Source organism: bacterium (assembly GCA_041649255.1).
GTDB lineage: Bacteria > Hydrothermota > UBA3073 > JACQXS01 > JAQTXJ01 > JAQTXJ01.
In genome coordinates this window covers 77,093-101,783 of record JBAZNK010000005.1, presented here as the reverse complement: position 1 = coordinate 101,783, position 24,691 = coordinate 77,093, and the positions used below count along the sequence as shown (strand labels likewise).

Sequence of the window (24,691 nt, the reverse complement as noted above, 5' to 3'; positions counted from 1 at the left end):
AATGGACGAAACAAATAACACTTTAAATGAAATTCCGGAAGCATCGTTCATAGGAATAATATTGTTTCTTGCAACGATAGCATCCCAACACCTTGGATTGGTTAAAAATCCGTTGAGCGATAAAGTGGAAAAAGATACCAGGCTGGCAAAATATTCAATAGACTCCCTTGAGATACTTAAAGACAAAACTAAAAACAATCTTGCTAAAGAAGAAAGCGAACTTTTGGAAAGCATTTTAAGCGAATTAAAATTGGCTTATATCAAAGTAGAGGCAGATGGTAATACCAAAAATAACCCCCCAATCTCTTTGTGAACTAAAACGACAAGGCGAGAAAGTAGCACTGCTTACGGCTTACGATTACCCAACAGCCCTTATAGAAGATAGCCTTGGCATAGAAATAATCCTTGTCGGGGATTCATTCGGGATGACCGTCCTGGGATACGATTCAACGCTAAAAGTCGGGATGCAGGAAATGCTGATGGCTTGCGGCGCAGTAGGCAGAGCCGTAAAACGTGCAATGATAGTAGCGGATATGCCTTTTATGAGTTACCAGTCGTCTAATTCCGCTGCCATAAAAAATGCAGGGAAGTTCGTCGCTTCTGCGAATGCAGATGGGGTAAAAGTTGAAGGCGCAGGGACGACACTCGAAAGAATTAAAGCGATTATAGGCGCGGGGATTCCCGTAATGGGACACATCGGATTTACTCCACAGTCTTTGAAAAAATTCGGTACTTATAAAGTAGTCGGCAAAATTGATACGGAAGAAAAACAACTTATTGAAGACGCAAAAGCGTTGGAAAAAGTCGGAGTGTTTTCTATAATCGTTGAATGCGTATCAAGTAAAATCATAAAAGAAATTAAGAAGGCGGTGAAAATTCCCATCTATGGAATAGGTGCCGGAGCGGACTGTGACGGGCAGATTCTTGTGGTAAATGATATACTTGGATTGTTTCAGGGGAAGTTGCCAAAGTACGTAAAAAAATATGCCGACCTGACTCCCGTAATTGAGAAAGCAATAAAAGAATACATCAGTGATGTAAAAAATAATAAATACCCCGACGAAGAACATACGTATAGGTGAGCGAGCATAACTTTTGACAGGATTAACAGGATACAATAGAAATCCAAAATCTAAAGAATAAAACACAGACAGATATTTCTCCACGGATAAAAACACCAAAGGCAAATAACGAATCGTTGTTTGCCAAATTATATCATTTTAATCTTGAGTTGTCACAAATTATGGGCCAAAGCCCGAGAGATTGTGTTGGGTTGGTTTTATGCCCCCGTCCTAAAGGACGGGGTAATTTTAAAAAGAATTAACCGGTTATTTATGACATTACAAACTTAAAATGATATTATAACACTCCATACAAATATACATCCTCAAAAAATGTAAAATTGGTATGATAAAATCGTTGACAATTAATAATCCAAAGATTAAACTATGCACATAGTATAACATAATACTAGGGGGGATATATGTATAAATTTTTAAGTGTTTTAGGATTTGTATTTTTATTTAGCTTAAACATAAAAGCTGCTACTGTCAAAGCGCCGGACACATTGTGGACAAAAACTTATGGTGGGGCAAATATTGACATAGGTCATTCGGTTCAACAAACGCAGGACAATGGTTTTATCGTTGCAGGATATACGGCTCCTACAACAAGCGAAGACACCGGAGACATTTATTTACTAAAAACAAATTCTACCGGAGATACGGTCTGGACAAAAATCTATGGCGATAGCGCTGACGATAGAGCTTATTCAGTTAAACAATCGTTTGATAATGGTTTTATTATTGCAGGTTATACCGCTTCTTTCGGGCATGGTAAGGAAGATGTATATTTAATAAAAACGGACTCGGTCGGGGATACATTGTGGACAAAAACTTATGGTGGAGCTGAAGATGAAGAAGGGACACTTGTTCAACAAACAGTAGATAACGGAACTATTATAGTCGGATATACAACTTCTTTCGGAGCTGGTTTGGCTGATGTATACTTAATAAAAACAGATTCCGCCGGAGATACTCTATGGACCAGAACTTATGGCGGGAGCGAGAATGACGTAGGCATATCCGTCCAACAAACTCAAGATAGCGGTTTTATTATTGCAGGATGGACAGCTTCTTTTGATACAAATTATGCTGATTTTTATTTAATAAAAACTGATGTAAACGGAGATACCCTCTGGACAAGAACGTTTGCCAAATATGATTATACCATTGCTTATTCTGTCAGACAAACAAAAGACAATGGCTTTATTGTTGCAGGGATTATGGAAAGTGATATGTGGGATATAGATGTTTATCTGGTAAAAACCGATGCAAATGGAGATACTATGTGGACAAGAACTTACGGCGGATACGATGACGAAGAGGTTTATTGTGTTGAAGAAACACAAGACAGCGGTTTTATTATTGCGGGATACGTAGGCGCAATGAGTGTTGGTTCGGGCTACCTGATGAGAACGAATGCTAACGGAGATACTATGTGGACAAGAAGTTACGGCGGGACAAACGATAATAAATTCTCTTTTGTCCAACAAACACAGGATGAAGGATTTATTGCCGCAGGTTATTTATATTCAAGCGGTGCAAATGTCTATCTGGTAAAACTCGGGAAAGAACCCGGCATTGAAGAAACCAATAAATCGGTTTCCGATATTACCCTGCAAATTCAACCGAACCCATTTACCAATATTTCAACAATAGCGTATCAATTACCAAAAGAGTCTTATGTTTCATTAAAACTTTATGATATGTCCGGCAGATGTTTAAAAACGTTAACCGAAGGAACAAAGAAAGCCGGTTATCATAACGAGAATCTTGAGGCAAACAAATATCCGAATGGGGTATATTTCATAAAGTTTGCCACAGGAAAACATAGGGAAAGCAAAAAATTGATACTGATGAAATAGAGATAATTTTACTATTTCTAACACAAGTTGTTGGCATCGTAAAGAAGAGACAGGAAAATAAGAGATCTGTCTTTTGATTTCAAAAGTAATACCCCATATAGGCACAAAAGAGAAACCCCAGAGAACAGATAGAAAAAAACGGAGAACGAAAAAGAATGGCAAGAAATGTAACAGGTGGTAACTTGTTGGCAGATAGCAGAAAAAACACATTAATAAATTAAGTTGATTAAATCAAAGCTTAAAAAAGAAATGAAAAGTAAAAAAAAGTTAGCACAAAAGTTGCCCTCCTTGTTTATTTTAATAATTGTATTCTGTCTTCTAACTTTTCTGTTAATCCAACAAAGGAAAACAAAAGAGTGGAACAACAAGGGCGTAGCATTTTTCAAATCCCGTCAATACGAGGAAGCGATAACGGCTTACGACAAAGCAATACGCATAAAGCACAATAATGCGATGGCGTGGCACAACAAAGGTTGGGCATTGTTTCAGCTTGGAAAATACGAGGAAGCGCTAAGTGCTTTTGATAAAGCGCTAAACATAAACAAAAATTTTGCGGGAGCGTGGGACGGGAAAGGATGGTCACTTGCGAAACTCGGTCAATACAATGAATCTCTGCCGGCTTTTGACAAAGCAACAACTATAAAACAAAGTTTCGCAGGAGCATGGTATGGCAAAGGTTGGGCGCTGGGTAAGCTCGGGCGATACGAAGAGGCACTGACAGTTTTTGATAAAGCATTAAACGTAAGACCTAATTTTTCGGAAGCGTGGGAAAGTAAAGGTTGGACGCTTGATAAACTCGGAAGATATGAGGAATCACAGACGGCTTTTGAAAAAGCAAAAGAATCCGGAAAGAGAAACGGGAAACTACCAAAAAAACAGCAGGCGAGATAAAGACAACGAATTGCTGCTTGACAAACAGGGTGCACTACAGTAGTAATTAATTGTAATTAATAGTAACTTATTGTAACTGATAGAAAAATAGAAACCACAAAGAATGGAAAAGATAAATCCTCTTGAAAAATATTATCCTCTTGCTAAGGGAAATATGTGGTTGTATGCGAATAAACAGAAATACGTAAAAATCAGCAGGGAAGAGATGAAAATTTTAGGCAAAGATAAAACATACGTGAAAATATTCGTTAAGAAAATAAGCACAACAATGAAAATTCCTCATAGCATTTTTCCGGCAAAAGGAAAATATATATATTATAAAGCCGAAGTTCGGGCAGACCTTGTTCATCTGGTAGAGAGTTTTAAGTGGGATGGACAAAAAGTATATTGCCGCCAAAGTATTGCAGAGGAAACGCACAACGGTTGGTGTGTTTGCCGAGATAATCAAGTAAGGGGATATTCTAAAAACCCTTGTATGGATGGAAATTCAAATTTCAATGTACTATTAGAAGCGCCTCTTAAGGTAGGACATAGATGGAAGATAGGAGAATGGGAAGGGAAAGTATCTTTCGGCAAAATCACTAATATTGGAGTAAAAGTTTCTACCCCTGTGGGAATATTTAAAAATTGTATAGAAGTAACCGCAATAGATAATTGTCTGGAATGGTTTGCTCCGGGGGTAGGAAAAGTGAAGGCAGAAACACCGTTTTATAAAGCAGAACTTATCAAATATAGAATAGACAGGAAGACTGTTACTACTAAGAAAAACAAATACGAACTTTTGTTAAATTATCCCGACTTGTCTTCAAAAGGAAGAAAAATATATGTCAATTTACCCATTAAGAGGAATATTACCCTTCGGGTTTATGACCTTGTATCGGGAAAAGAAGAGACATTTAAAAAACGGAATGCCTCAAAATTCATAGTAAGCCTTGACTCTGATAAGTTTCCAGCTTCAAGCTATTATGTTGGACTTTCTGCGGGAAGGTATATTGAGTTTAAGAAAGTAATAACAACAGAATAGTAACTTATTGTAACTGATAGAAAAACAGAAACCACAAAATGGAAAAGATAAATTCTTTAAAGAAATGTTTTTCATTACTTATAGGGATATTGGTATCAACTGCATTATTCGCATCCGCACCCGATACCCTCTGGACAAGGACTTATGGGGGGCTTGAGAATGATGGGGGTACGTCAGTTCAACAAACTTCTGATGGTGGATTTGTTCTTGCGGGCACGACAGAATCCTTCGGAGCAGGATATTATGATGTGTATCTCATTAGAATAGATTCCCTAGGAGACACCCTCTGGACTAAAACTTTTGGTGGAACTTACGGGGATTTGGGTTATTCAATTCAGCAGACTTCTGACGGCGGTTTTATCATTGCAGGTACTACAAGCTCTTTCGGGACAGGCGGATACGATGTCTATCTTATCAGGACAAATTCTTCCGGCGATACCCTCTGGACAAAAACTTTCGGCGGAACTAACGAAGAAGCTGGTTTTTCAGTTCAACAAACTTCTGACGACGGATTTATTATTGTAGGCTATACACAATCTTTCGGGACAGGCGGTGCCGATGTCTATCTCATCAGGACAGATTCCTTAGGCAATACGCTGTGGACAAGAACTATTGGCGGAGCTGGTCGTGATGTAGGCTATTCAGTTCAGCAAACTAAAGATGGGGGGGTTATCATCGCAGGCTGGACATCCTCCTTCGGGGCTGGACAGGAAGATGCATATCTTATCAGGACAGATTCTTTGGGTGACACCTTGTGGACAAGAACTTTTGGCGGAGTTTATGGTGATTATGGGTATTCTGTTAAACAGACCTCTGATGGCGGATTTGTCGTTACAGGAGAAATAAGTTTCGTGGGAGGAGGCGATTATGATGTTGGTTTCATTAAGACAGATTCTTCAGGTACTCCTCTGTGGGCAAAAGCTTTTGGTGGAACTGCTGAAGACGGTGGTTATTCAGTTCAGCAGACTTCTGATAGCGGTTTTATCATTGCAGGATATACAGCATCTTTCAGTTTAGGCTATAAAGATGTCCACATCATCAGGACAAACTCCTTGGGCGATACTCTTTGGACAAAGACTTTCGGCGGGACTGGTAATGATAACGCATCTTCCGTTCAACAGGCTCAAAATGGTGGATTTATCATTGCAGGACGGACAACCTCTTTCGGGGCAGGTGGTGGAGATGTCTATCTGATTAGGCTGGGGAAAGAAACAGGGGTAGAAGAACAGGCAAATTTGGATTTTGGATTGGGGATTGCGGAATTAAAAATAATTAAAAATAAGATTTATTTGGATGTGTCAAAGAGTATAAATGCGGATGTGAAAATATACGATTTGGGCGGAAGGCTTCAAAGCACTGTTTATGAAGGTGCATTAAAGAAAGGCAATTATACTTTTGTGACGAATATTAAAAAGAATGGAATATATTTTGTGAGACTATCAACGGGCACACTTAAAGTTACAAAGAAAATTACAGTTATAAAATAAAAAGAGTGGATTCCCGCTTCCGCGGGAATGACAAATAGAAAGCAAAAAGATAATAGCAATGTGATTGGAGGTTATATATGAAGAATATAAACAATTCGACAGACGATACAAAAACAACATCAACACATATTGCATTATTCAAAGGCAAACAAATCAGAAAAACTATTTATAATAACGAGTGGTGGTTTTCAGTTGTAGATGTAGTACAAGTATTAACCGACCAGCCTGATGATTATATGGCAAGAAAGTATTGGAATAAACTTGCTCAAAGACTTAGAGATGAAGGAAGTGAAGTGGTGACAAAATGTCACCACTTGAAATTGGAAGCTCCTGATGGGAAAATGCGAGAAACTGATTGTGCTAATACTGAAGGCACAAAATTAAAACAAATAACAGATTTATTTTTCAACAGTGATTTAAACCCCACTTTAGCGGGGAAAGGGCTTGTAAAAAAAAGAGAGATTCTTCTCCCGATAAATCGGGCTCAGAATGACAATGATAAACTGAAAACAAAAAGCAAAACGATAAAAATAATATGATTGGTGAATTTGAAATAATAAATAAAATACGAAAAGATTTTCCCAAAATAGGGGATGATTGCGCGGAAATAATTACCCCAAAACCCGGGAAAAAACTCATAACTTCCACAGACGCCTTTGTTGAAGGAACTCATTTTAAAAGGCAATACTTTACCGGATATGACATCGGATATAAAAGTTTTACTGCTTCCATATCGGATATTGCCGCTTGCGGCGGAATTCCGAAATACGGACTTATTGCGCTCGGAATGCCAAACGGAGATACGACATTCGTAAACTCTTTATATGCCGGCATAAAAGCAGTCAGCAAAAAATATAAAGTAGAAATAATCGGTGGCGATACAGTGTTGTCCCCATTCGTTTTTGTAAGCATAACCATAATAGGAGAAACGGAAAAATTCATAACCCGTAAAGGAGCAAAAGTCGGGGATATAATTTGCGTTACGGGAACAGTAGGAAGCGCTTCGGCAGGATTAACCGCGTTAGAAAAAGGAATAAAAAGCAAATGCACAAAGAACCAGCTTAACCCGGAAGCTTGCGTAAAAGAAGGGTTGTTGCTTGTACCATACGCAAGTTCAATGATAGACATATCCGATGGATTGATAAGCGATTTAACTCATATACTTGAAGAATCCAAAGTAAGCGCAAAGATTTATCCTGATAAAATACCCATAGATAAAGAAGTGTTTAAGGTCGCAAAAATGGTTGGTTGCAAAGCAGAATATTTTGCCTTAAACGGTGGCGAAGATTATGAGCTTTTATTTACTCTACCGGCACGGTTATTAAAGAAAGCAAAAGATAAAATTAAGTTCACGGAAATAGGGGAAATAATTCTCCTTAATAAAAAACCTCAGGTTATAGATGAGAAAGGGAATATTATTTTGGCAAAAGGTTTTGACCATTTTAAGAAAGGGAAGAAATAGGAACAGTAGAAATAAAAAGACGCAGAGATCGCAGAAAAAAGAATGTTCTCCAAAGAAACATTCCAAACAGGCTAGTATGCAGGTCGGCGAACAAGCGCCTTGTTCCCCTTTTTCCCTATAAAACAGTATGTTACTTTAAGAATACCACTACCCTATTTAATTAGAGTAATCTTTGTGGATATATGAGTATCCGTTGTATTAAGTTTAACGAAATAAATCCCGGAATTGAGATTAGTTGTGTTAATTGTCGTATTATAATTGCCTGCGGATTTAGATTCGTCAATAATCGTTTTTAATAACCTGCCGGTTGCATCATAAAGTTTTAAAGATACGCGTTGAGTGGTAGGGACAAACAGAGATATATTTGCTTTTTTTGTAGCCGGATTAGGAGAGACATTAAAGCTAAATTTTTGTTTTTGGGATTGATTCTCTTCTACGGCAATCGCCAAATCAACAGCCGCACCAAGATTCATCTTTCCATAGCCGGTATATTTATCCCATCCTGAAGGACTGATATCCACAGCTGTAGTAATCAAGATGTCTCTTATCTCAGCATTTGTCCGGGACTTTTTCATTGACCATACGAGCGCGGCGCCGCCTGCAGCTTGCGGACAAGCCATAGACGTTCCCTCTTTATCCATATAAGTGTTCCCCGGGTAAGTACTGTAAATATTTACCCCCGGCGCAACAAATTTTGTATGACTTCCATAGTTACTATATGACAATCTTGTGCCTGATTCAGACATTCCGCCGATGGCTATTACCCCTGTATCGGCAGCAGGATAACAAAACATTTCCGAACTGTTATTACCCGTTGCTGCAAATAAAAGACGTCCGGAATTCCATGTCTGCTGGCAATACGAATCAAGGGTAGCAGAATACGATGTCCCTGCAGCACTTATAGACAGCACCCATACTCCATTTTGCACACACCATACTATCGAATTTAAGAGAGCAGTGCTTGTCCCACTTGTCGAATTCATAAACCTCAATGAATAAAGACGGAAGTTCCCCATACCTGCAATTCCTGTACTGTTATTAATTGTTGCCCCTATAATACCCGCACAATGAGTAGCATGCCACTCGGCAGTACTGGCATTTACCGGATCTGCATCATTATCTTTAAAGTCATATCCCTTAACCGTTCCAAACCTACCCGCCAGATCAGTATGCGTATAGCTTATGCCCATATCAATTATTCCTACTGAGATAGAAGTATCTCCCCAACCATGGTCCCAAGCTCCGGGAGCGTTCATAGATACTTTATCCCATTGTTGAGACGCAAAAGACGGGTCGTTGGGATTGGCAACAGGTCTATAAATTCTGTTCGGTTCTACAAAACGCACCATTGATTTTGCCTTCATAGTCTTAATAAAAGCTTTTGATTCAGGGATACCACCCTCAACTTTAACTGATATCCATTTATAGTCTATTCCCTTGCTTATTAAAGATACTCCTTTTGTCGTAATTCCAAGCTCTCTTAAAGAAGTTGCTTTCTCAACATTAACCGTATTCTCTTTATACAAAACTATCATTTCTCCCGGAACTATATCCGTCCAGTATGAAGAATCGTCTTCAGTAATGACGGGAATCGGCGTACGAGGAACAGGCATTGAACCCTTCGTAGACACAGGAAGTGCCCCATTTACTATTAAAGGACATAGCGCTAAGACCGCTAAAAATAAAACTTTGTTCATACTCCCCCCTTTTTTTAATTATTATTTAATTATAGTAATCTTTTTAGATACACGAGCATTCCCTGCTGTCAACGAAACAAAATAAATCCCGGAACTAAGTCCGGACATATTAGCTGTTAAATTATAATTACCCGCTGTTTTTTTTCCATCAAAAATTGTTTTCACTACTCGTCCGGCAGTATCATAAATTCTTATACTAATATTTTGAGAAGTTAAAACGGAAAATTGCACAGACACCAATCGTGCAATCGGATTCGGCAACACATTTAAATCTAAAATCCCCAATCCAAAATCCGAATTTGACTGTTCTTCTACTCCGACATCCCCTACTCTAAGAGTTACTTGCACAGGATAAGGATTATTATCCGGGTCATTCGAGGCAATAAATAAGGTATCATAATAGTATCCGGTATGGAGTTGCGCTTCAACAATGATATTAACTCCTTGAGAACTTCCCACGCCTACCGTAAAGTTAGTTGGCGTTACGGATTTAATCCAGGACGAGTGATGCGTAATGTTAGAAACAAACAACGCGCCCGTGGCTGAAGACGAATTATATACGGTAAGAATTCCCGTGTCCGCAGAAGATGTTTGTCTGTTTTTAGCAGCAATAACAGCGTTTCCAAGATTTGGTTTACCATAACCATAATATTTATCCCAACCTGAAGTTCCAAGGTCTGTCGCGGTAGAAATTAATATCTCTGCTATGTCTGAATTTTTAAGTTTTGTATTTGCAGACCACACAAGAGCCGCTCCACCTGCCACTTGAGGACAAGCCATAGAAGTGCCCGCCCATGTAGGACCGGCATAACTGTTACCCGGAATAGTCGACCAGATATTGGCATCTCCGGGAGCAGAAAATTTCATATGTGTACCATAATTACTAAAAGAAGAACGTTGATTACTTGAATTTATTGAACCTACGGCTAACACTCTATAAAAACCGGCAGGGTAGCAAATAGTTTCTGCGCCATCGTTCCCGGTCGCAGCAAACAAGAGACACCCTGAGTTATATGCAGTAGAACATTGCGCGGCAAGAAGATCGGAATATCCTCCACCACCAGTACTCATAGATATTATATTTACTCCGTTGGTTCTACACCACTGTATAGAATTACTAAGAGCAGTGGTGTTCCCGCCCGACTCACTCATAAACCTTAGTGAATAAAGTCTTGAGTTGGACATTCCTGCGACTCCAGCGTTATTATTAATTGTTGCGGCAGCAATACCGGAACAATGTGTACCATGCGCCTCCGAAGAAGTAGCATTTATCGGGTCGGCATCGCCATCCCTATAATCGTACCCTTTAACGGAAACATACCTTGTCGATAAATCAGGATGGGTATATTGAGTCCCCTGGTCAATTATCCCGATAGAGATAGAATCGCTTCCCCAACCGGAATCCCACGCTGCAGGCGCACTAAGGTTTAATTTATCCCACTGGCTTGACCAGTAAGCATCATTAGGCGTTCTAAAAGGTCTAAAAATCCTATTAGGTTCAACCGACTTAACACCCGATTTAGATTTCATTCTTTTTAAAAATGCTTTCTCTTCCGAAATATCTCCGCTACATTCAACAAGGATAAAATTGCATCCCAGTTCTCTGCTTTTTAAAGTTGTGTTTTTTTCCATTATGCCTAATGTTTGCAAGGAAGCGGTTTTTACATTTATAACGTTTCCGTAACCAATTATCATTTCCCCGGGGACAATATCTTTCCAGTATTCCGGGTCGTCTTCAGTAATTCGAGGAACAGTTGCCCAGGACAAAGAAAGCGACTTTGAAGAAGCGCTATCTATATGAAATATGATTGGATTCGGGGATACACTTATTTCCGGTGTTCCGGTCGATACATAATTGACAACGGCAACGTGAAAGTAATCCATATAATCATCTACCCACTTGTTACTATCGGGATAAAAGTATTTATTAGGAGATGTCTTAGTGCTGTCGAAAGACGAAGAGGGAAACAGAGTATCCCACTCATAATTGCCCACCCAAAAAGGCCCTGTTACGTACACAGGCGGGGTTACGTTGTACCAATTAATTTCTATTTTCTTTGCGGTAACAATGCTGGCAGTAACTCTTGCTTTGTACAAGACGGCTCCGGGGGATCCTGCATTATCGCTCCATATGAAAAGGCTGCACTGTTTTGACGCCCCGGCAGTACGAGAGGCAACCCCATGAGCCAAAGCAATAACGGAACAAGGACTCGCAGGAGCAAGTTGTGTAGCTTCGTACTCGTTTCTATATGCGGCCTGATAGTAAAGATAAAGAGGTCCCTCCCATGTGGGAGATAAAGTATCTATTATTCCTTTACTTTTGCTAAATTGTTTTACGCCTGAACGACTTGCGGGGAAAAGTATATCCGTTTTCCCTGCATCTATAACATTTGAACATGTCAAAATCAAAGTTATCGGCAAGATATATCTATGTTTATTCATAGCCCCCGTATTTTAATTATACCTATCTAAATTATATATTATATAATTGTTTCTATTTTCCTTATTTGTCAAGATAGAAATGATTATTTCTTACAAGTAAATATATACACAATGACAACTTTTGTATTCAACAGTAAAACACATTGATTTCTAAACAGGCTCTCAATATTCAAAGACTTTGTTTTCCCATTCTCAGCATTTTTGATGGCTAACAATCTTAAATCATTATGCTTGACATTTTTTAATATGTTAATTAGTATACGAAACTAGGTATAGATTTTTAGGGTACTGGGCGCTTGGCGCAGGGGTTAGCGCGCATGGCTTACATCCATGAGGTCGGGGGTTCAAATCCCTCAGTGCCCATTTTATTTTTTTTGAATCTTTTGTAAAAAAATTGCATCTTAATATTAAAGAAGATAAAAAAGTTTTTAATTATTATAATCTTTGAAAGGAGGAAAAGATGAAGAAGTTACGACCACTTGGTGACAGAATCTTGGTCAGGCGGATTGAGGAAAAAGAAGTCAAAAAGGGAAGCATCATTATCCCGGATACAGCAAAAGAAAAACCTCAAGAAGGAGAAATCATCGCAGTAGGACCAGGCAAACTTGACGACAAAGGCACTCGCCACAAACCAGAAATTAAAACCGGAGATCGCGTTTTGTTTGGTAAATACGCAGGAACGGAAATAGAAATAGATGGGGAAGAGTGTTTAATAATGAACGAGGATGATATTTTAGCAATAATTGAATAACGGGGGTGATTAACAAATGGCTTCAAAAGAAATAAAATACGCTGAAGAAGGACGGGCGCTTATAAAGGCCGGCGTAGATAAACTCGCAAATGCAGTCAAAGTAACATTAGGGCCAAAAGGCAGAAACGTTACGATAGAAAAAAAATGGGGTGCACCATTAGTTACTAAAGATGGCGTTACAGTTGCAAAAGAAGTAGAATTGGAAGATAGATTTGAAAATATGGGCGCACAAATGGTTAAAGAAGTTGCTTCTAAAACTTCTGATGTAGCCGGAGATGGCACGACAACGGCAACCGTTCTTGCTCAAGCAATATTCCGCGAAGGGTTTAAGAATGTAACCGCAGGCGCAGACCCAATGGCAATAAAACGTGGCATAGAAAAAGCAACGGAAATAGTTGTCGAAGAGCTTAAAAAACAATCTAAACCTACTAAAGGCAAAAAAGAAATTGCTCAAGTAGGGACTATTTCAGCAAATAATGATAAAGAAATAGGCGATATGATTGCAGAAGCTATGGAAAAAGTTGGAAATGATGGAGTTATCACTATCGAAGAAGGCAAAGGAACAAAAACCGAACTTAAAATAGTAGAAGGTATGCAATTCGATAGAGGATACATATCTCCTTATTTCGTAACCGATTCGGAAAAAATGGAGGCAGTTCTTGAAGACTCGCATATACTCCTTTACGATAAGAAAATATCCGTGATGAAAGATTTTCTACCTGTTCTTGAAAAAGTAGCTCAAACAGGCGGATCTCTTCTTATTATATGTGAAGAAGTAGAAGGCGAAGCACTTGCTACTCTTGTTGTAAACAGAATTCGTGGAACACTTAAATGCTGTGCAGTAAAAGCTCCCGGATACGGTGACCGCAGAAAAGAAATGATGGAAGATATTGCAATCCTAACCGGCAGCAAAGTCATTTCTGAAGAAAAAGGAATGAAACTGGAAAATGTTAAGATGGAAGATCTAGGCAAGGCCTCAAAAATAAAAATAGATAAGGATAATACCACTATAGTAGAAGGAAAAGGCAAGAAAGCTGACATACAGGCAAGAATGTCCCAGATTAAATTACAAATTGGTGAAACAAAATCAGATTACGATAAAGAAAAACTTCAGGAAAGACTTGCTAGACTCTCCGGAGGCGTAGCGATAATAAACGTCGGCGCACCTACTGAACCTGAGATGAAAGAAAGAAAAGCAAGAACCGATGACGCTTTACATGCAACAAAAGCCGCAGTAGAAGAAGGAATAGTTCCAGGTGGCGGTGTCGCATATTTGAGATGTCTTCCTGCCCTTGAGAAATTAAAACTAGATAGTGACGAACAAATTGGTGTCAATATTGTCAAAAAGTCACTGGAAGAACCAATTAGATGGATTGCAACTAATGCAGGCGAAGAAGCTTCCGTTATTGTTAACAAGATAAGAGAAACAAAAGGAAGCATGGGCTTTAACGCAGAAACAAATACAGTTGAAGATCTTATGGAAAATGGTATCATAGACCCAACAAAAGTAACTCGTATTGCATTACAAAACGCATCGTCTATTTCGGGATTATTGCTTACTACTGAAGCAATGATAGCAGACAAACCGGAAGAAGACAAGAAAATGCCACCTATGCCAGGCGGCGGCGGTTATCCACCTGAATATTAAAAATCTAAAAAACAGCGGGATTTTCCTCCCGCTGTTTTTTTATTTTAAATTCCATTTGACAATTGTAAAAAGTTTTAGTTAATATTAAGTAATTGTTGAAAATAGGGTTGTAATATAGTATGTTTTAAAATTAAGAGATCGTGGTGTAGCCTGGTTTAACACATCCCGCTGTGGCGGGAATATCGTTGGGGTGTGTTGCTTGCTACTATTAAGTAGATATATATGTTTGAATTTATGGGGTCGTGGTGTAGCCTGGTTTAACACATCGGCCTGTCAAGCCGAAGATCGCCGGTTCAAATCCGGTCGACCCCGCCACTTTTTCTGCCTATAATGAACATTGTAAGCGTAACAACAAAAGGACAAATTGTCATTCCTTTCAAAATCCGTCAAAAACTTAATATCAAAAAGGGAACCAAATTATATATTGAAGAAAGGGATAACGAAATTATCATAAAACCCATTACAACTACATATTTTGATAAATTGGCAGGGAGCTTACAAACAAATGGCAAATTAACAAAAACATTTCTTGAAAAACGGGGAAAAGAAAAAGAAGCTTAATCTATGCCAAAAATAATTGACACCTATAGTCTTTTAGTATTTTTAGAAAAAGATACCGGTTTTGAAAAAGTTAAGTCCTTGCTCGTAGAAGCCGCACAAACAGGGGACACCTTACTGCTTTCTTCCATTAGTTTTGGTGAAATTTGCAATATTGTCTCTCGAGAATGCGGACAAGAAAAAGCAAATGAAATTGAAAACATAATCAAAACCTTGCCTGTTGAGATAATTGACATAACTACACCTCTTGCAACGGAAGCATTTCGTATAAAAGATACCTATAAACTATCCTCTACAAATTGTTTTACTGCTGCTCTTGCCAAACTTCAAAACGGAGAACTTGTAACCGGAGACAAAGAATTCAAAAAAGCAGAACGCGAATTAAAAATTGAATGGATAAGTTGAATTATTGTGGGTATTATTAAGCATACTTAATCAGATGCTTTCGGACAAAGACATAGAAACCGTTCTGAAACTATCCACTATAAAAAATCTAAATGAATCAACTTTGAGAGAAATTGTTCTTAAGTTTAAACCACTCTCCACTGTTTTCGATACTTCCTTAGGCGGATTCAATAAACTTGGAGATGAAAAATTTATATCCGCAATAAAAAAAGCCAAAACTATCTCGGTAGAAACTCAAACCGCCCTCCTAAAACGATTTAACATAAATATTTTAACCACTGAAGATGTCGAATATCCTATGAATTTAAAAGAACTGCCCGACGCCCCACCAATGCTCTATATACAAGGGAACATATTGGATACAGATACCCAGGCAATCGCAATAATAGGGTCAAGAACTCCTACTCATTATGGCAAACTTGTTACAGAAACATTCGTTAAAGAATTCATACTGTCCGGAATTACTATTGTTTCCGGGTTAGCAAGAGGAATAGACACTTATGCCCATCGGGAAACATTAGCAGCCAAAGGGAGAACAATTGCAGTAATTGGATCCGGCATAGATAAAATATATCCTCCCGAAAACCATGAACTTTTCAATAAGATTTCTGAAAGCGGGGCAGTTATTTCCGAATTTCCCCTTGGCACTCAACCATGGGCAGGCAATTTTCCGGCACGAAACAGAATAATATCCGGTTTATCTAAAGCAATAGTGGTAATGGAAGCTAGTTTACAGAGCGGAGTTTTTTCGACGGTAGAATGGGCAATTAAACAAGGGAAAGATGTTTTTGCTGTACCCGGCAACATAACCTCCGAAAACAGCAAGGGCACAAACAAGCTTATTAAAGACGGAGCAATACCGGTTACTTCTGCTAAAGATGTGCTTGAATATTTAGGCATTTTACAAATAGCCCCGGTTCCAAATAAAAAAATAATAGAACTAACGGAAGAAGAAAATACATTGTTTACTATATTAACCTATGAACCTATTCATCTGGATCAATTAGCCATATTGCTTAAATTGCCCGTTCAAACAGTTTTGTCCTTGTTGCTTAATTTGGAATTAAAAGGAATAGTAAGACAACTGCCGGGAAGACATTTTGCAAAAAATAAATACTAAGCAGGACTAACGATAGAAATTATATCCCCTGGAAAATGAACATATTCACTTGATTGACTAATTAAACGCATTCCATTTTTCTCAACCAAATAAGCAAAAAAATCCTTAGTCATATCGGAACGTTGCCCATCTTCTTTTGTCCCGGAACCGGAATGATGAATTATGGCAACCCCATCCTTTTTCATAATTTTCTGAAAATATCGTAAGATGTAGTCAATATCCGTAGGGTTTATATGTACAAATACATCATATGACCATATAAAATCAATACTGTTTTCCTTTATAAAACTTAAATGCCTTCCATCATATAAATGGTATTCTATGTTTTTGCAATCCTTAAATCTTTCTCTGCAGACTGACAGACATTTTTCTGAAATATCCACCAAAAACAATTTTTTCGCAAGAGGTTGCAACACTTCCGTCCACCTGCCACCTCCGGGACCTATTTCCAAAAATGTACCCGCTTTTTTTGTATGCGGTATAATCATTTTTGTAATCAATTCGTTTTTCCATTCTTCATTAATAGTCCATTCTTCTCCTTTTTCTGACCAATCCCATCTATTCCATGCAGAAATATTTTGTGCTCTTGTAAATTTTTGTGCGTTTAACGTCCAGTCGCCTACAATATAATTCCTCTGTTCAATTTGAATTAACAGTTTGCATAATTTATTGTCCCATCTCCTACCTATACAATAAACTACATACCTAAAAGTCCATAATACACCTTTTTCTTTTAAATACTTAAAAATTTTCAAAAAACTCTTCATAAAAAAATCCTAGTATGTTTTCGCCACAAAAATTTTTACCTGTTTTTAACCTTACCTGTGTTTTGCAAGAGTTAACAGTTTATTTGCTTCCGACTTTAACTTTTTCATTCCCTTTGCATATGGGAGTTTTAAAACTTCCTCGCATTGGGTTTTACATTCTTCCTTTTCTCCAAGTTTAAAACAAATTTTCGCAAGCTCAACTCTACAGTATCCAATATTATAAACTGTATTGGGCTGACTTACAAGAGTCAGTTCAAGCAATTTCTCGTACTCCGCTTTGGCTTCTTTTAATTCCCCTGCTTTGCAATAGGCTTTTACTCTTGTCCAACGAAACACCTTGGAACGCGGGAAACTATCTATGAGAGGGGTTATGATTTCTATAGATTCTTTGTATCTCTTTTCTTCTATAAGAAAAGATGCGTAAGCAGCTACAGACGCATATCCAAAATACTTACTTTTAATACAAGCAAGCTTAACGTCTTTTTCCCAACTTGATTTTCCTCCCCAAGGCGCTAGAGAGGCCACTCTATATTTAAAATAATTATATCCACTAACTCCAACGTATGCATCAAATAAACAAGAATCCATTTTTATTGCTTTTGTTAATTCGTCAACTCCCTTCATAGCATCTTGCGCTGCGGAAAATATGTTTTTATTTACCGCTTTATAAAATGCGCATAATCCATAAGTTCCGCCCAGCCAGAGGTGTGGTAGTCCTGAAGTATCAGCCATCTTGATTTCTTTATTCGAAAGTTTTATTGTTGTATCGCAATATGAAAACAACTCTTTAACCAATGTATCCGTGGAAAAATCACTCATATAAAGAGCAAGCAAATCGGCAATCATAAAATAAGGAGCAGGGTTTTGAGGTTCAAGGGTTATGGCTTCGTTAAATCTGTTTCGCGCTTCCTGATAATTTTCCCCGTAAATAAAATAACTGCCCTGTATAAGTAAAGAATCTACTTTTGAATATTGTCTTTCGGGACAGAATTGAGATATGAGAAAAAAATAAATTATCATAAAAAGCGAATCACTAACGCCAACTAATCATTTATTGTTTATTTTTGTATCCGTAATTTCTTTCTAATATCCGGCAATAATTCATACAAATGTTGCCCGGGACATAATGTATCAGCCAATGGAAAATCTTTATGCCCTAATACCTGCAATTCTCCGAATTCTCTAAAAAGCTTTTTTATAAGTATTACTAAGGTTTTTATTTGTATTGTAGTTGGATACGTTTCCTCGAAGTTTCCACAAACGCATATACCAATAGATTCTGTATTATCTCCCTTCACATGCGCTCCCTGCGTATTTATATCTCTTCCTTTACGAATGTCTCCGTTTTTTTCTATTACAAAATGGTATCCCACATCATCAAACCCTCTTTGAATATGCAGTTCTCGTATAGCTTCAAGTCCAGTATCCGGAGATAAAGCAGAATGATGAATATAAATTTTTATTACTTTTCTTTTGCCCGCCATAAGACGGCTTATCCTACTTGTTTATCTGCTTTTTTATGTTTTGAGTCCGGAATAGAACGACTAAAAGAAATATGATTCACGACACCAATAGCTCCCATAGGCACTATGGCATAATCCAGTATAAATACTTTTGTTTTAATCCCTATTCCAAAAGTTAACCCTGTAATCACTTCTTTTAGTGAGCCGGTACCAGTATCCAATTCTTTGCCTGAAGAATTATAGCCACCCCTAATTATAAAGGAAGGGGTCGCACTCCATTCTATTCCAACTGCTTTATCTATTCGCGATAAGAGTGTTTTTGCTACAGAAGTATCTTTAACCGGCAACTTAATCTGCGCAGAAAGCAATGCTGTTTTATTAAATAATAAATAGTTGCCTCCAATTGAAGCAGAAAAAGGCAAGCTTTCACTGGCTGTATCAAATTTGCTTGTTTGTACCCCAACATTATGCAAGACAGCCCCTATTGTAAGTCCTTCATATTTTTTTATCGCTATCGTTCCCCCTGCATCAATTGCCACAGCCGTTCCTGTAAACCCTGCAAGATTATAATAAATTGCCTTTGCGCTTACCCCAAAAGCTTTTTCCCCAACAACTCTTGAGTATCCAATTGTTGATACCATACTCTGGGCCTCAAAATTAAAACGGTTCGAAATAGTATCGTCGGGCGTATATCCTTCAAGGGTACCATCAAAAGTACCATAATTTAAATACTTTATGCCTATGCCTACAGTTCCTTTATATTTTGGCATTGCAAAAACCCCATATCCACTTTGGATACCTTCAAAATAACGAGAATATCCAAAACCAAATGCTTTTGGCGTTATTTGTAAAGCAGCAGGATTAGTAAAAACAGCTGATACTTCTCCCGTTGTTCCAAAATCACATCCGGCAATGCCTGCGTATTTTGCCCCACTGGTCAGATTTAGGAAATCAAATCCGCTTACTTCATCACCCATTGCTATTGAAGAATAAAAAAGTATAACTATACCTATCACCGCCATAGCGGGATGTTCCATAACATATTTTTTCATACTCCCCCCTTTTTTTGCTGTCCCCGACGGGACGTCCTGTCTACCACATTTTGACCATTTTCTTGGCTATTCTAAAATCCTTCCTGCCTGATGGTAGGCAGGTGTTGCTATCTGATAAAAATAAACACCATTCGGAAGTTTGTTGTTTGAACATAAACTTACCGCGTGCCAACCTCTATCTTGTTCTTTATCCAAAGCTGTTTTAACTATTTCGCCTTTTAAATTATAAACTGTTAACATAATTTTCTTCCTTTCGGGAATATAATAAATAATTCTTGTGCTCTTAACAAAAGGATTAGGAGAATTTTGTAAAAGAATATACGCTTTCGTATCATACTTTCCAATAAATCCTAAAGCCATAGTATCACATAATTCTTCGACACCAACTCCATAAGCTTTTACCCCTATCGTACAGACTAAAAAACAAACTAAGTATACGGTTATGTATTTTGACATAAATTATTTATCCATTACTTTTGCTGTAAATTCGCCTTCCGCAACAAGAACATCTTTTACATAAGCTTTGGCTGACATCACACAAAGCCCTTCTCTATATTTAAGCAGTTCAAGCTCACTTCTTAAAACATCTCCCGGTAAAACCGGATGCCTAAATCTTACTCCGTCTATTTTTAAAAAATACACCACTTTATCCTTTTTATCCTTAACTCTATGTAAGAGCAAGAAGCCTCCTACTTGTGCCATTGATTCTATTATTAAAACACCCGGCATTATTGGATGTCCCGGGAAATGCCCCATAAAGAAAGGTTCGTTTATGGTAACGCACTTTTCGCCTATAACAGAATTGTCATCCAAAGCAACTATTTTGTCCACAAGCAACATAGGATACCTGTGTGGCATTATTTTTAAAATATCTCTTATATCAAACTGCATTTCAACCTCCTTGCGAGTTCACAATTTAAACTATGTCCGGATTTTATTCCAAATATCCAACATTTAAGGCTTACCCCTGCCAAGGCAATATCGCCAATAATGTCGAGCATCTTATGTCTAACCGGCTCATCTGGGAACCTGAGTCCATTCAATGCTCCATTTTCGTCCATTATCAGAGCGTTCTCCATACTGCCCCCCTGAATAAGTCCTTGTTTTTTTAGATTCTCCACCCATCCTGTAAATGTGTATGTACGTGATGGCGCTATTTCGTTCGCATATACCTCCGGCGATATAACAAGGCTTTTATATTGAGGGGTAAATCCCGGGTAATTATATTCTGCAACAAAAGATATTTTAAATTCATCGGCGGGGGATAAAAATATAGCAGAATCTTTCGTTGTCATAAAAATAGGTTCCGTCGGTTTAACCACTCTTTTAGCAATGGTTTGCGTTGCTATTTCTATCGATTCGACAAAAGCTTTGCTGCTGCCATCCATGGCCGGTATCTCTTTTCCTTCTATCAATTCTATAATTGCATTCGTTATGCCCATACCGTAAAGAGTGGATAAAATATGCTCACAACTCTTAATTTCTATGTTATTATGTTTTAAATTTACTCCGTGAATGGTGTCGCAAACGTAATCTATGCTTGCGGGAATGCTATGCCCATTACAATTAAATACTATACCGGTATTTTCAGGGGCAGGCATTACAACCATTTTACCATATGTTCCAGTATGTATGCCTATCCCTTCAAAAGAAATAATTTTTTTTATTGTTGCTTGCATGGGACATCCCGCCTCGGCGGTGATTGTTCTTCGAGTTTTTTAACCCTTTTAAATAAATCAGGCAAGTCAATTAGCAAACTATATGCGCGATTAGATTCTATATGCGGCCGCGCCGGAAAACCTGATACCGTAATGCCCTCGGGGATATCTTTTGTTACGCCAGATTGAGCAGCAATAACAACATTATCTCCTACTGTTATATGATCCGGCACTCCCGCCTGTCCCGCAATAACCACATTGTTGCCGATATTGACACTTCCCGCAATGCCAACCTGTGCGCAAAGAATAGTGTTTTCCCCAATTATTACATTGTGGGCAACGTGAACAAGATTGTCAAGTTTTGTACCTTTTTTTACAATTGTATTGCCAACAACGGATTTATCGATCGTTGAATTTGCTCCAACTTCTACATCATCTTCCAAAATAACTCCTCCACGATGTGGCATTCTTTTATATCCGCTTGCTATGCGGTTATATGCAAACCCGTCGCTTCCTACTACTGTCCCTGCTCCAATTACAACTCTATCTCCAAGAAACACATCTTCTTTTATAACGGCGTTTGGATGAATCTGACAGTTCTTTCCTATTTTTACTTTATTGCCTATGTACGCCCCATCCATTATGATAGTGTTATCACCAATTTCTGTTTCGTATCCTATGCAAACAAAGTCTCCTACACTTATGTTCTTTCCTGCTTTTACGTTTTTCCCTATTTTAGATAATGTACTTATGCCAGCTGTAGGCAAAGGAGTTAACGGATAAAATTTTAGCAAAAGAGATTCCATCGCAACGGCTAAACTTTCAACTTCTATCGTATTGACTTCTGAAATATCCTCTCTGTTCAAAACAACAACACACGAAGCTTGTGTCTTGCTTAACCATTTTTTATATCTCGGATGCGAAAACCATGTCAGTTCTCCTGTTTTAGCTTCTTCTATCCTTGCTATCCCGACAATTTCTAAATCTGCCGGACCGGTTAATACGCCTTTCACAAATTCCGCTATTTCTTTAAGTTTCATAAAAACTGACTACTGCTCCTTGCGTCGCAAAGTCCAAATAATTATTTCTTTAGTTTTTCAATTATTTTCGTTATGATTTTATTCGTCATATTATTCAAATCGGTTGTTTCCGATGTTCGACTTGTCTCAGATACATCCGCAAGTATTCGTGAATCAGAGACATTTACAACCTTGCACCTTAACGTTACCGACTCCCCTATCCTTTCTACCGAGCCTATTATTACAATATTTGCATTTGCATATTCTCCTACTTTAGCTGCTTCTTCGGGAGTCAAATCTTCTTCTTTCTTGCCGCCAATATTTACTTGTTCTAAGGCAGCATTAAATATATTGGGTTCTACTAACTTATATTTAGCATCTTTTGAACCGTTTAATCCTCCTTTTATGTATTTGACCATTGTGTTACTATCCGTATATTTTGATGCTTCACTGTTTTCTTTAAGTCTCATAACACAAAAATAAGTCCTGCCGGTATCTGCTTTTGCGGCACTAACCGGAGCAAATTCTTTATTTATTTCGTCAACTACTTCGTTGGTCAAATCCATACCTTCTTTTGCGTATACAACCCCAGTAGAAGCAACGTCAAATATTATGCTATACTCTCTTTCTTTGCCTATTCTTTGCAGGATAATATTCACTTTATCTACAACGGGTTTCATTACTTCTTCATTTATCTTTTTTGCCTCCCCTTCGGCTCCCCATATTTTTTGCACAAATGTTTCATATTCCATTTGTTTTTGTTCTATGTCTTTTTGTTTGCGAGCTTTTGCATCATCAGACAACATAGCGCCCTGGCTTTCAAATTCCTTTATGAGTTTTTGTATTTTCTCTTTTTGGGCTATTGCATCTTTTTCCCATTTTTCTAGTTGTTTCTGAAGTTTAACTTTAAGCTCGTCTTTCCCTTTGTATTCATTTAAAAGACGGTTGGAATCTATATACCCCATCTTTATTTCTGCTCCGCCTGAGGCGGAATAAGCATTATAACCAAATGCAAACAAGCAAAAGAAAACAACAACGAAATTCTGAGTTTTTTTGTGTCTTAACTGCCTTATTCTCATTGTCCCCCCTCTTAACCCCGCTAATACGGGATTTTCTTCTGGATAACAAACCCTCACAGTCAAATGGCTTGCAACCTTTTCTCTCAAAAATATATTATCTCTAAAGAGTTTGTAAAAACATTAGCTTTAGATATTAAATCTTTTTCTGCATTTGGAGAGAAGCCACATTCCGTGAATTCTACATCTAGAAAGCTTCTTTCCCTTGTATTGTTAAATATGCTCTATACGTTTCTTCGCGTAAGGTTCCGTTGTCCCTTATTCCATATTCGCCGGTTAACCCTAATTGAAGCATAGATTTGAGTAACAAATTTACGCCAAACATTCCTCCTTTTTCTTTAATATTACCATAATACCAATCTTTCTTGTATACTCCTGCTTTATATTTTGTCTTTTTGCCAACTTCCCCTGTTATTGCCAATCTACTCAAAGGTTTATATGGCTCCTCAAACAACCAATCTTCCGTTCCGAAGCCAATTTTAAAGTCAGAAATAATATTATAACTTAACGAAGTTCTAATTCTGTCCGGCAGTTTATTGGAACTATTCAGCGTTGACTTTCCTAAATAGCTAGCACCCAGTTCCACTTTTCCAAACCTTAACCCAATATTCCCAACAATCCCGGCTCCGTTAAAGGTAGCGCTGTTGGTATAGTAAAACGCTGTTGTATCGGTGACTGTTCCGTATCTAATGTGATTTGCAGTCCATTGTTCTTCCACTGAACCGAACAAAAGAGAAACTCCCGCACCTACCGTAGCAAAATTGCCCAAATTCTTATCCCCTATTAAGTTAATATCTGAAACACTACCTCTACTTTTTACATTGTGAAAAACAGAATCGCTACCTATCTGTTCTGTAGGACTTAAGATATCATAGTTTATATTAAAAATCTCATTTACGCCTAGTGTAACGCCAAAATTCTTTGGCAGCGGCAATGTCCACTCTATATAAGGAACGGTAAAATCAAAGTTTGAAACGCTAACACTATCTGTTTCTAAGTAAGACGACCTTACTAATTCTCCACTAAAGGCTATCTCAAAACACCATTCTTTTGGAATATTTACTTTAACAAGACGAATATCCGTATTGGGTTCGCCAATATCCGCCCCGGAAAATAACGAATACGAATATATATTACTACAACTTATCACAAAAATACCAACCCCCAAAATAATCCACCTGAAACGATAGGCAAAACAACATTCTTTTATCTCCGTGTTTATCCGTGTCAACATCCGCATCCCTC

At 37.9% G+C, this 24,691-nt stretch carries 25 protein-coding genes and 2 tRNA genes; 15 read left to right on the top strand and 12 right to left on the bottom strand.

Going from position 1 to position 24,691, the window contains the following annotated elements:
• Window position 1: 1 nt before the first annotated feature.
• From WC614_05175 to thiL, 8 genes are all read left to right on the top strand, one after another.
• Window positions 2–313 (top strand): DUF1844 domain-containing protein, encoded by a 312-nt coding sequence (locus WC614_05175; protein ID MFA5032393.1) that lies wholly within the window; start codon window positions 2–4, stop codon window positions 311–313.
• Complete coding sequence (panB, locus tag WC614_05170) at window positions 276–1,082, top strand: 3-methyl-2-oxobutanoate hydroxymethyltransferase (GenBank protein ID MFA5032392.1); 807 nt, start codon at window positions 276–278, stop codon at window positions 1,080–1,082. The genes WC614_05175 and panB overlap by 38 nt, the downstream gene beginning before the upstream one ends.
• 401 nt (window positions 1,083–1,483) lie before the next feature.
• Window positions 1,484–2,926 carry a T9SS type A sorting domain-containing protein gene (locus tag WC614_05165; protein MFA5032391.1) on the top strand — a complete coding sequence of 481 codons (1,443 nt, stop codon included), beginning with the start codon at window positions 1,484–1,486 and terminating at the stop codon, window positions 2,924–2,926.
• A gap of 249 nt (window positions 2,927–3,175) precedes the next feature.
• Window positions 3,176–3,817 carry a tetratricopeptide repeat protein gene (locus tag WC614_05160; GenBank protein MFA5032390.1) on the top strand — a complete coding sequence of 214 codons (642 nt, stop codon included), beginning with the start codon at window positions 3,176–3,178 and terminating at the stop codon, window positions 3,815–3,817.
• Window positions 3,818–3,920: 103 nt separating this feature from the next.
• Entirely contained in the window at window positions 3,921–4,841 is a 921-nt protein-coding gene (locus WC614_05155) for a hypothetical protein (GenBank protein ID MFA5032389.1), read from the top strand.
• 38 nt (window positions 4,842–4,879) lie between these two features.
• Window positions 4,880–6,328: a T9SS type A sorting domain-containing protein gene (locus WC614_05150; protein MFA5032388.1), complete on the top strand. Its 1,449-nt coding sequence runs from the start codon at window positions 4,880–4,882 to the stop codon at window positions 6,326–6,328.
• Window positions 6,329–6,405: 77 nt separating this feature from the next.
• Window positions 6,406–6,867, top strand: a complete 462-nt coding sequence (locus tag WC614_05145) for a hypothetical protein (GenBank protein ID MFA5032387.1) — start codon at window positions 6,406–6,408, stop codon at window positions 6,865–6,867.
• Window positions 6,864–7,790: a thiamine-phosphate kinase gene (gene thiL, locus WC614_05140; GenBank protein MFA5032386.1), complete on the top strand. Its 927-nt coding sequence runs from the start codon at window positions 6,864–6,866 to the stop codon at window positions 7,788–7,790. Before WC614_05145 ends, thiL begins: the two co-directional genes overlap by 4 nt.
• Before the next feature lie 152 nt (window positions 7,791–7,942).
• On the opposite strand, the gene WC614_05135 is transcribed toward thiL, so the two are convergent.
• Window positions 7,943–9,487, bottom strand: a complete 1,545-nt coding sequence (locus WC614_05135) for a S8 family peptidase (protein MFA5032385.1) — start codon at window positions 9,485–9,487, stop codon at window positions 7,943–7,945.
• A gap of 21 nt (window positions 9,488–9,508) precedes the next feature.
• On the bottom strand, window positions 9,509–11,929 hold the full coding sequence (locus WC614_05130) for a S8/S53 family peptidase (GenBank protein MFA5032384.1): 2,421 nt from the start codon (window positions 11,927–11,929) through the stop codon (window positions 9,509–9,511).
• A gap of 290 nt (window positions 11,930–12,219) precedes the next feature.
• Here WC614_05130 and WC614_05125 point away from each other — a divergent pair.
• From WC614_05125 to dprA, 7 genes are all read left to right on the top strand, one after another.
• Window positions 12,220–12,292 (top strand) — tRNA-Val (locus WC614_05125).
• 97 nt (window positions 12,293–12,389) lie between these two features.
• Entirely contained in the window at window positions 12,390–12,680 is a 291-nt protein-coding gene (gene groES / locus WC614_05120) for a co-chaperone GroES (protein MFA5032383.1), read from the top strand.
• A gap of 16 nt (window positions 12,681–12,696) precedes the next feature.
• The gene (gene groL / locus WC614_05115; GenBank protein MFA5032382.1) at window positions 12,697–14,328 is read left to right on the top strand and encodes a chaperonin GroEL; all 1,632 of its coding nucleotides are present in this window, start codon (window positions 12,697–12,699) and stop codon (window positions 14,326–14,328) included.
• 236 nt (window positions 14,329–14,564) lie between these two features.
• A tRNA-Asp gene (locus WC614_05110) sits at window positions 14,565–14,643 on the top strand.
• A 15-nt stretch (window positions 14,644–14,658) separates the two neighbouring features.
• Window positions 14,659–14,889 carry an AbrB/MazE/SpoVT family DNA-binding domain-containing protein gene (locus WC614_05105; GenBank protein MFA5032381.1) on the top strand — a complete coding sequence of 77 codons (231 nt, stop codon included), beginning with the start codon at window positions 14,659–14,661 and terminating at the stop codon, window positions 14,887–14,889.
• 3 nt (window positions 14,890–14,892) lie between these two features.
• Window positions 14,893–15,291 (top strand): type II toxin-antitoxin system VapC family toxin, encoded by a 399-nt coding sequence (locus tag WC614_05100; GenBank protein ID MFA5032380.1) that lies wholly within the window; start codon window positions 14,893–14,895, stop codon window positions 15,289–15,291.
• A gap of 34 nt (window positions 15,292–15,325) precedes the next feature.
• Window positions 15,326–16,411 carry a DNA-processing protein DprA gene (gene dprA / locus WC614_05095; protein ID MFA5032379.1) on the top strand — a complete coding sequence of 362 codons (1,086 nt, stop codon included), beginning with the start codon at window positions 15,326–15,328 and terminating at the stop codon, window positions 16,409–16,411.
• Here dprA and WC614_05090 read toward each other — a convergent pair.
• From WC614_05090 to WC614_05045, 10 genes are all read right to left on the bottom strand, one after another.
• Window positions 16,408–17,178, bottom strand: coding sequence for a class I SAM-dependent methyltransferase (locus WC614_05090; protein MFA5032378.1), 771 nt, complete (start codon window positions 17,176–17,178; stop codon window positions 16,408–16,410). The two genes, dprA and WC614_05090, sit on opposite strands and share 4 nt — an antisense overlap.
• Before the next feature lie 51 nt (window positions 17,179–17,229).
• Window positions 17,230–18,198 carry a hypothetical protein gene (locus WC614_05085; GenBank protein MFA5032377.1) on the bottom strand — a complete coding sequence of 323 codons (969 nt, stop codon included), beginning with the start codon at window positions 18,196–18,198 and terminating at the stop codon, window positions 17,230–17,232.
• Between the two features lie 38 nt (window positions 18,199–18,236).
• Entirely contained in the window at window positions 18,237–18,662 is a 426-nt protein-coding gene (locus tag WC614_05080) for a peptidoglycan recognition family protein (protein ID MFA5032376.1), read from the bottom strand.
• Between the two features lie 8 nt (window positions 18,663–18,670).
• Window positions 18,671–19,693 carry a PorV/PorQ family protein gene (locus WC614_05075; protein MFA5032375.1) on the bottom strand — a complete coding sequence of 341 codons (1,023 nt, stop codon included), beginning with the start codon at window positions 19,691–19,693 and terminating at the stop codon, window positions 18,671–18,673.
• A gap of 66 nt (window positions 19,694–19,759) precedes the next feature.
• A complete protein-coding gene (locus WC614_05070) occupies window positions 19,760–20,149 on the bottom strand; it encodes a T9SS type A sorting domain-containing protein (protein ID MFA5032374.1) in 390 nt (129 codons plus the stop codon).
• Window positions 20,150–20,152: 3 nt separating this feature from the next.
• The gene (fabZ, locus tag WC614_05065; GenBank protein ID MFA5032373.1) at window positions 20,153–20,584 is read right to left on the bottom strand and encodes a 3-hydroxyacyl-ACP dehydratase FabZ; all 432 of its coding nucleotides are present in this window, start codon (window positions 20,582–20,584) and stop codon (window positions 20,153–20,155) included.
• Window positions 20,569–21,372 carry a UDP-3-O-acyl-N-acetylglucosamine deacetylase gene (gene lpxC, locus WC614_05060; protein MFA5032372.1) on the bottom strand — a complete coding sequence of 268 codons (804 nt, stop codon included), beginning with the start codon at window positions 21,370–21,372 and terminating at the stop codon, window positions 20,569–20,571. Before lpxC ends, fabZ begins: the two co-directional genes overlap by 16 nt.
• Window positions 21,357–22,391: a UDP-3-O-(3-hydroxymyristoyl)glucosamine N-acyltransferase gene (lpxD, locus tag WC614_05055; GenBank protein ID MFA5032371.1), complete on the bottom strand. Its 1,035-nt coding sequence runs from the start codon at window positions 22,389–22,391 to the stop codon at window positions 21,357–21,359. The genes lpxC and lpxD overlap by 16 nt, the downstream gene beginning before the upstream one ends.
• A 41-nt stretch (window positions 22,392–22,432) precedes the next feature.
• The gene (locus WC614_05050) at window positions 22,433–23,449 is read right to left on the bottom strand and encodes an OmpH family outer membrane protein (protein ID MFA5032370.1); all 1,017 of its coding nucleotides are present in this window, start codon (window positions 23,447–23,449) and stop codon (window positions 22,433–22,435) included.
• 184 nt (window positions 23,450–23,633) lie between these two features.
• On the bottom strand, window positions 23,634–24,680 hold the full coding sequence (locus WC614_05045) for a hypothetical protein (protein ID MFA5032369.1): 1,047 nt from the start codon (window positions 24,678–24,680) through the stop codon (window positions 23,634–23,636).
• Window positions 24,681–24,691 lie beyond the last annotated feature (11 nt).

Coding starts and splice junctions, on each gene's coding strand:
- WC614_05175 (MFA5032393.1), top strand. CDS start 2: ATGGACGAAACAAATAACACTTTAAATGAAATTCCGGAAGCATCGTTC.
- panB (MFA5032392.1), top strand. CDS start 276: ATGGTAATACCAAAAATAACCCCCCAATCTCTTTGTGAACTAAAACGA.
- WC614_05165 (MFA5032391.1), top strand. CDS start 1,484: ATGTATAAATTTTTAAGTGTTTTAGGATTTGTATTTTTATTTAGCTTA.
- WC614_05160 (MFA5032390.1), top strand. CDS start 3,176: ATGAAAAGTAAAAAAAAGTTAGCACAAAAGTTGCCCTCCTTGTTTATT.
- WC614_05155 (MFA5032389.1), top strand. CDS start 3,921: ATGGAAAAGATAAATCCTCTTGAAAAATATTATCCTCTTGCTAAGGGA.
- WC614_05150 (MFA5032388.1), top strand. CDS start 4,880: ATGGAAAAGATAAATTCTTTAAAGAAATGTTTTTCATTACTTATAGGG.
- WC614_05145 (MFA5032387.1), top strand. CDS start 6,406: ATGAAGAATATAAACAATTCGACAGACGATACAAAAACAACATCAACA.
- thiL (MFA5032386.1), top strand. CDS start 6,864: ATGATTGGTGAATTTGAAATAATAAATAAAATACGAAAAGATTTTCCC.
- WC614_05135 (MFA5032385.1), bottom strand. CDS start 9,487: ATGAACAAAGTTTTATTTTTAGCGGTCTTAGCGCTATGTCCTTTAATA.
- WC614_05130 (MFA5032384.1), bottom strand. CDS start 11,929: ATGAATAAACATAGATATATCTTGCCGATAACTTTGATTTTGACATGT.
- groES (MFA5032383.1), top strand. CDS start 12,390: ATGAAGAAGTTACGACCACTTGGTGACAGAATCTTGGTCAGGCGGATT.
- groL (MFA5032382.1), top strand. CDS start 12,697: ATGGCTTCAAAAGAAATAAAATACGCTGAAGAAGGACGGGCGCTTATA.
- WC614_05105 (MFA5032381.1), top strand. CDS start 14,659: ATGAACATTGTAAGCGTAACAACAAAAGGACAAATTGTCATTCCTTTC.
- WC614_05100 (MFA5032380.1), top strand. CDS start 14,893: ATGCCAAAAATAATTGACACCTATAGTCTTTTAGTATTTTTAGAAAAA.
- dprA (MFA5032379.1), top strand. CDS start 15,326: ATGCTTTCGGACAAAGACATAGAAACCGTTCTGAAACTATCCACTATA.
- WC614_05090 (MFA5032378.1), bottom strand. CDS start 17,178: ATGAAGAGTTTTTTGAAAATTTTTAAGTATTTAAAAGAAAAAGGTGTA.
- WC614_05085 (MFA5032377.1), bottom strand. CDS start 18,198: ATGATAATTTATTTTTTTCTCATATCTCAATTCTGTCCCGAAAGACAA.
- WC614_05080 (MFA5032376.1), bottom strand. CDS start 18,662: ATGGCGGGCAAAAGAAAAGTAATAAAAATTTATATTCATCATTCTGCT.
- WC614_05075 (MFA5032375.1), bottom strand. CDS start 19,693: ATGAAAAAATATGTTATGGAACATCCCGCTATGGCGGTGATAGGTATA.
- WC614_05070 (MFA5032374.1), bottom strand. CDS start 20,149: ATGTCAAAATACATAACCGTATACTTAGTTTGTTTTTTAGTCTGTACG.
- fabZ (MFA5032373.1), bottom strand. CDS start 20,584: ATGCAGTTTGATATAAGAGATATTTTAAAAATAATGCCACACAGGTAT.
- lpxC (MFA5032372.1), bottom strand. CDS start 21,372: ATGCAAGCAACAATAAAAAAAATTATTTCTTTTGAAGGGATAGGCATA.
- lpxD (MFA5032371.1), bottom strand. CDS start 22,391: ATGAAACTTAAAGAAATAGCGGAATTTGTGAAAGGCGTATTAACCGGT.
- WC614_05050 (MFA5032370.1), bottom strand. CDS start 23,449: ATGAGAATAAGGCAGTTAAGACACAAAAAAACTCAGAATTTCGTTGTT.
- WC614_05045 (MFA5032369.1), bottom strand. CDS start 24,680: ATGTTGACACGGATAAACACGGAGATAAAAGAATGTTGTTTTGCCTAT.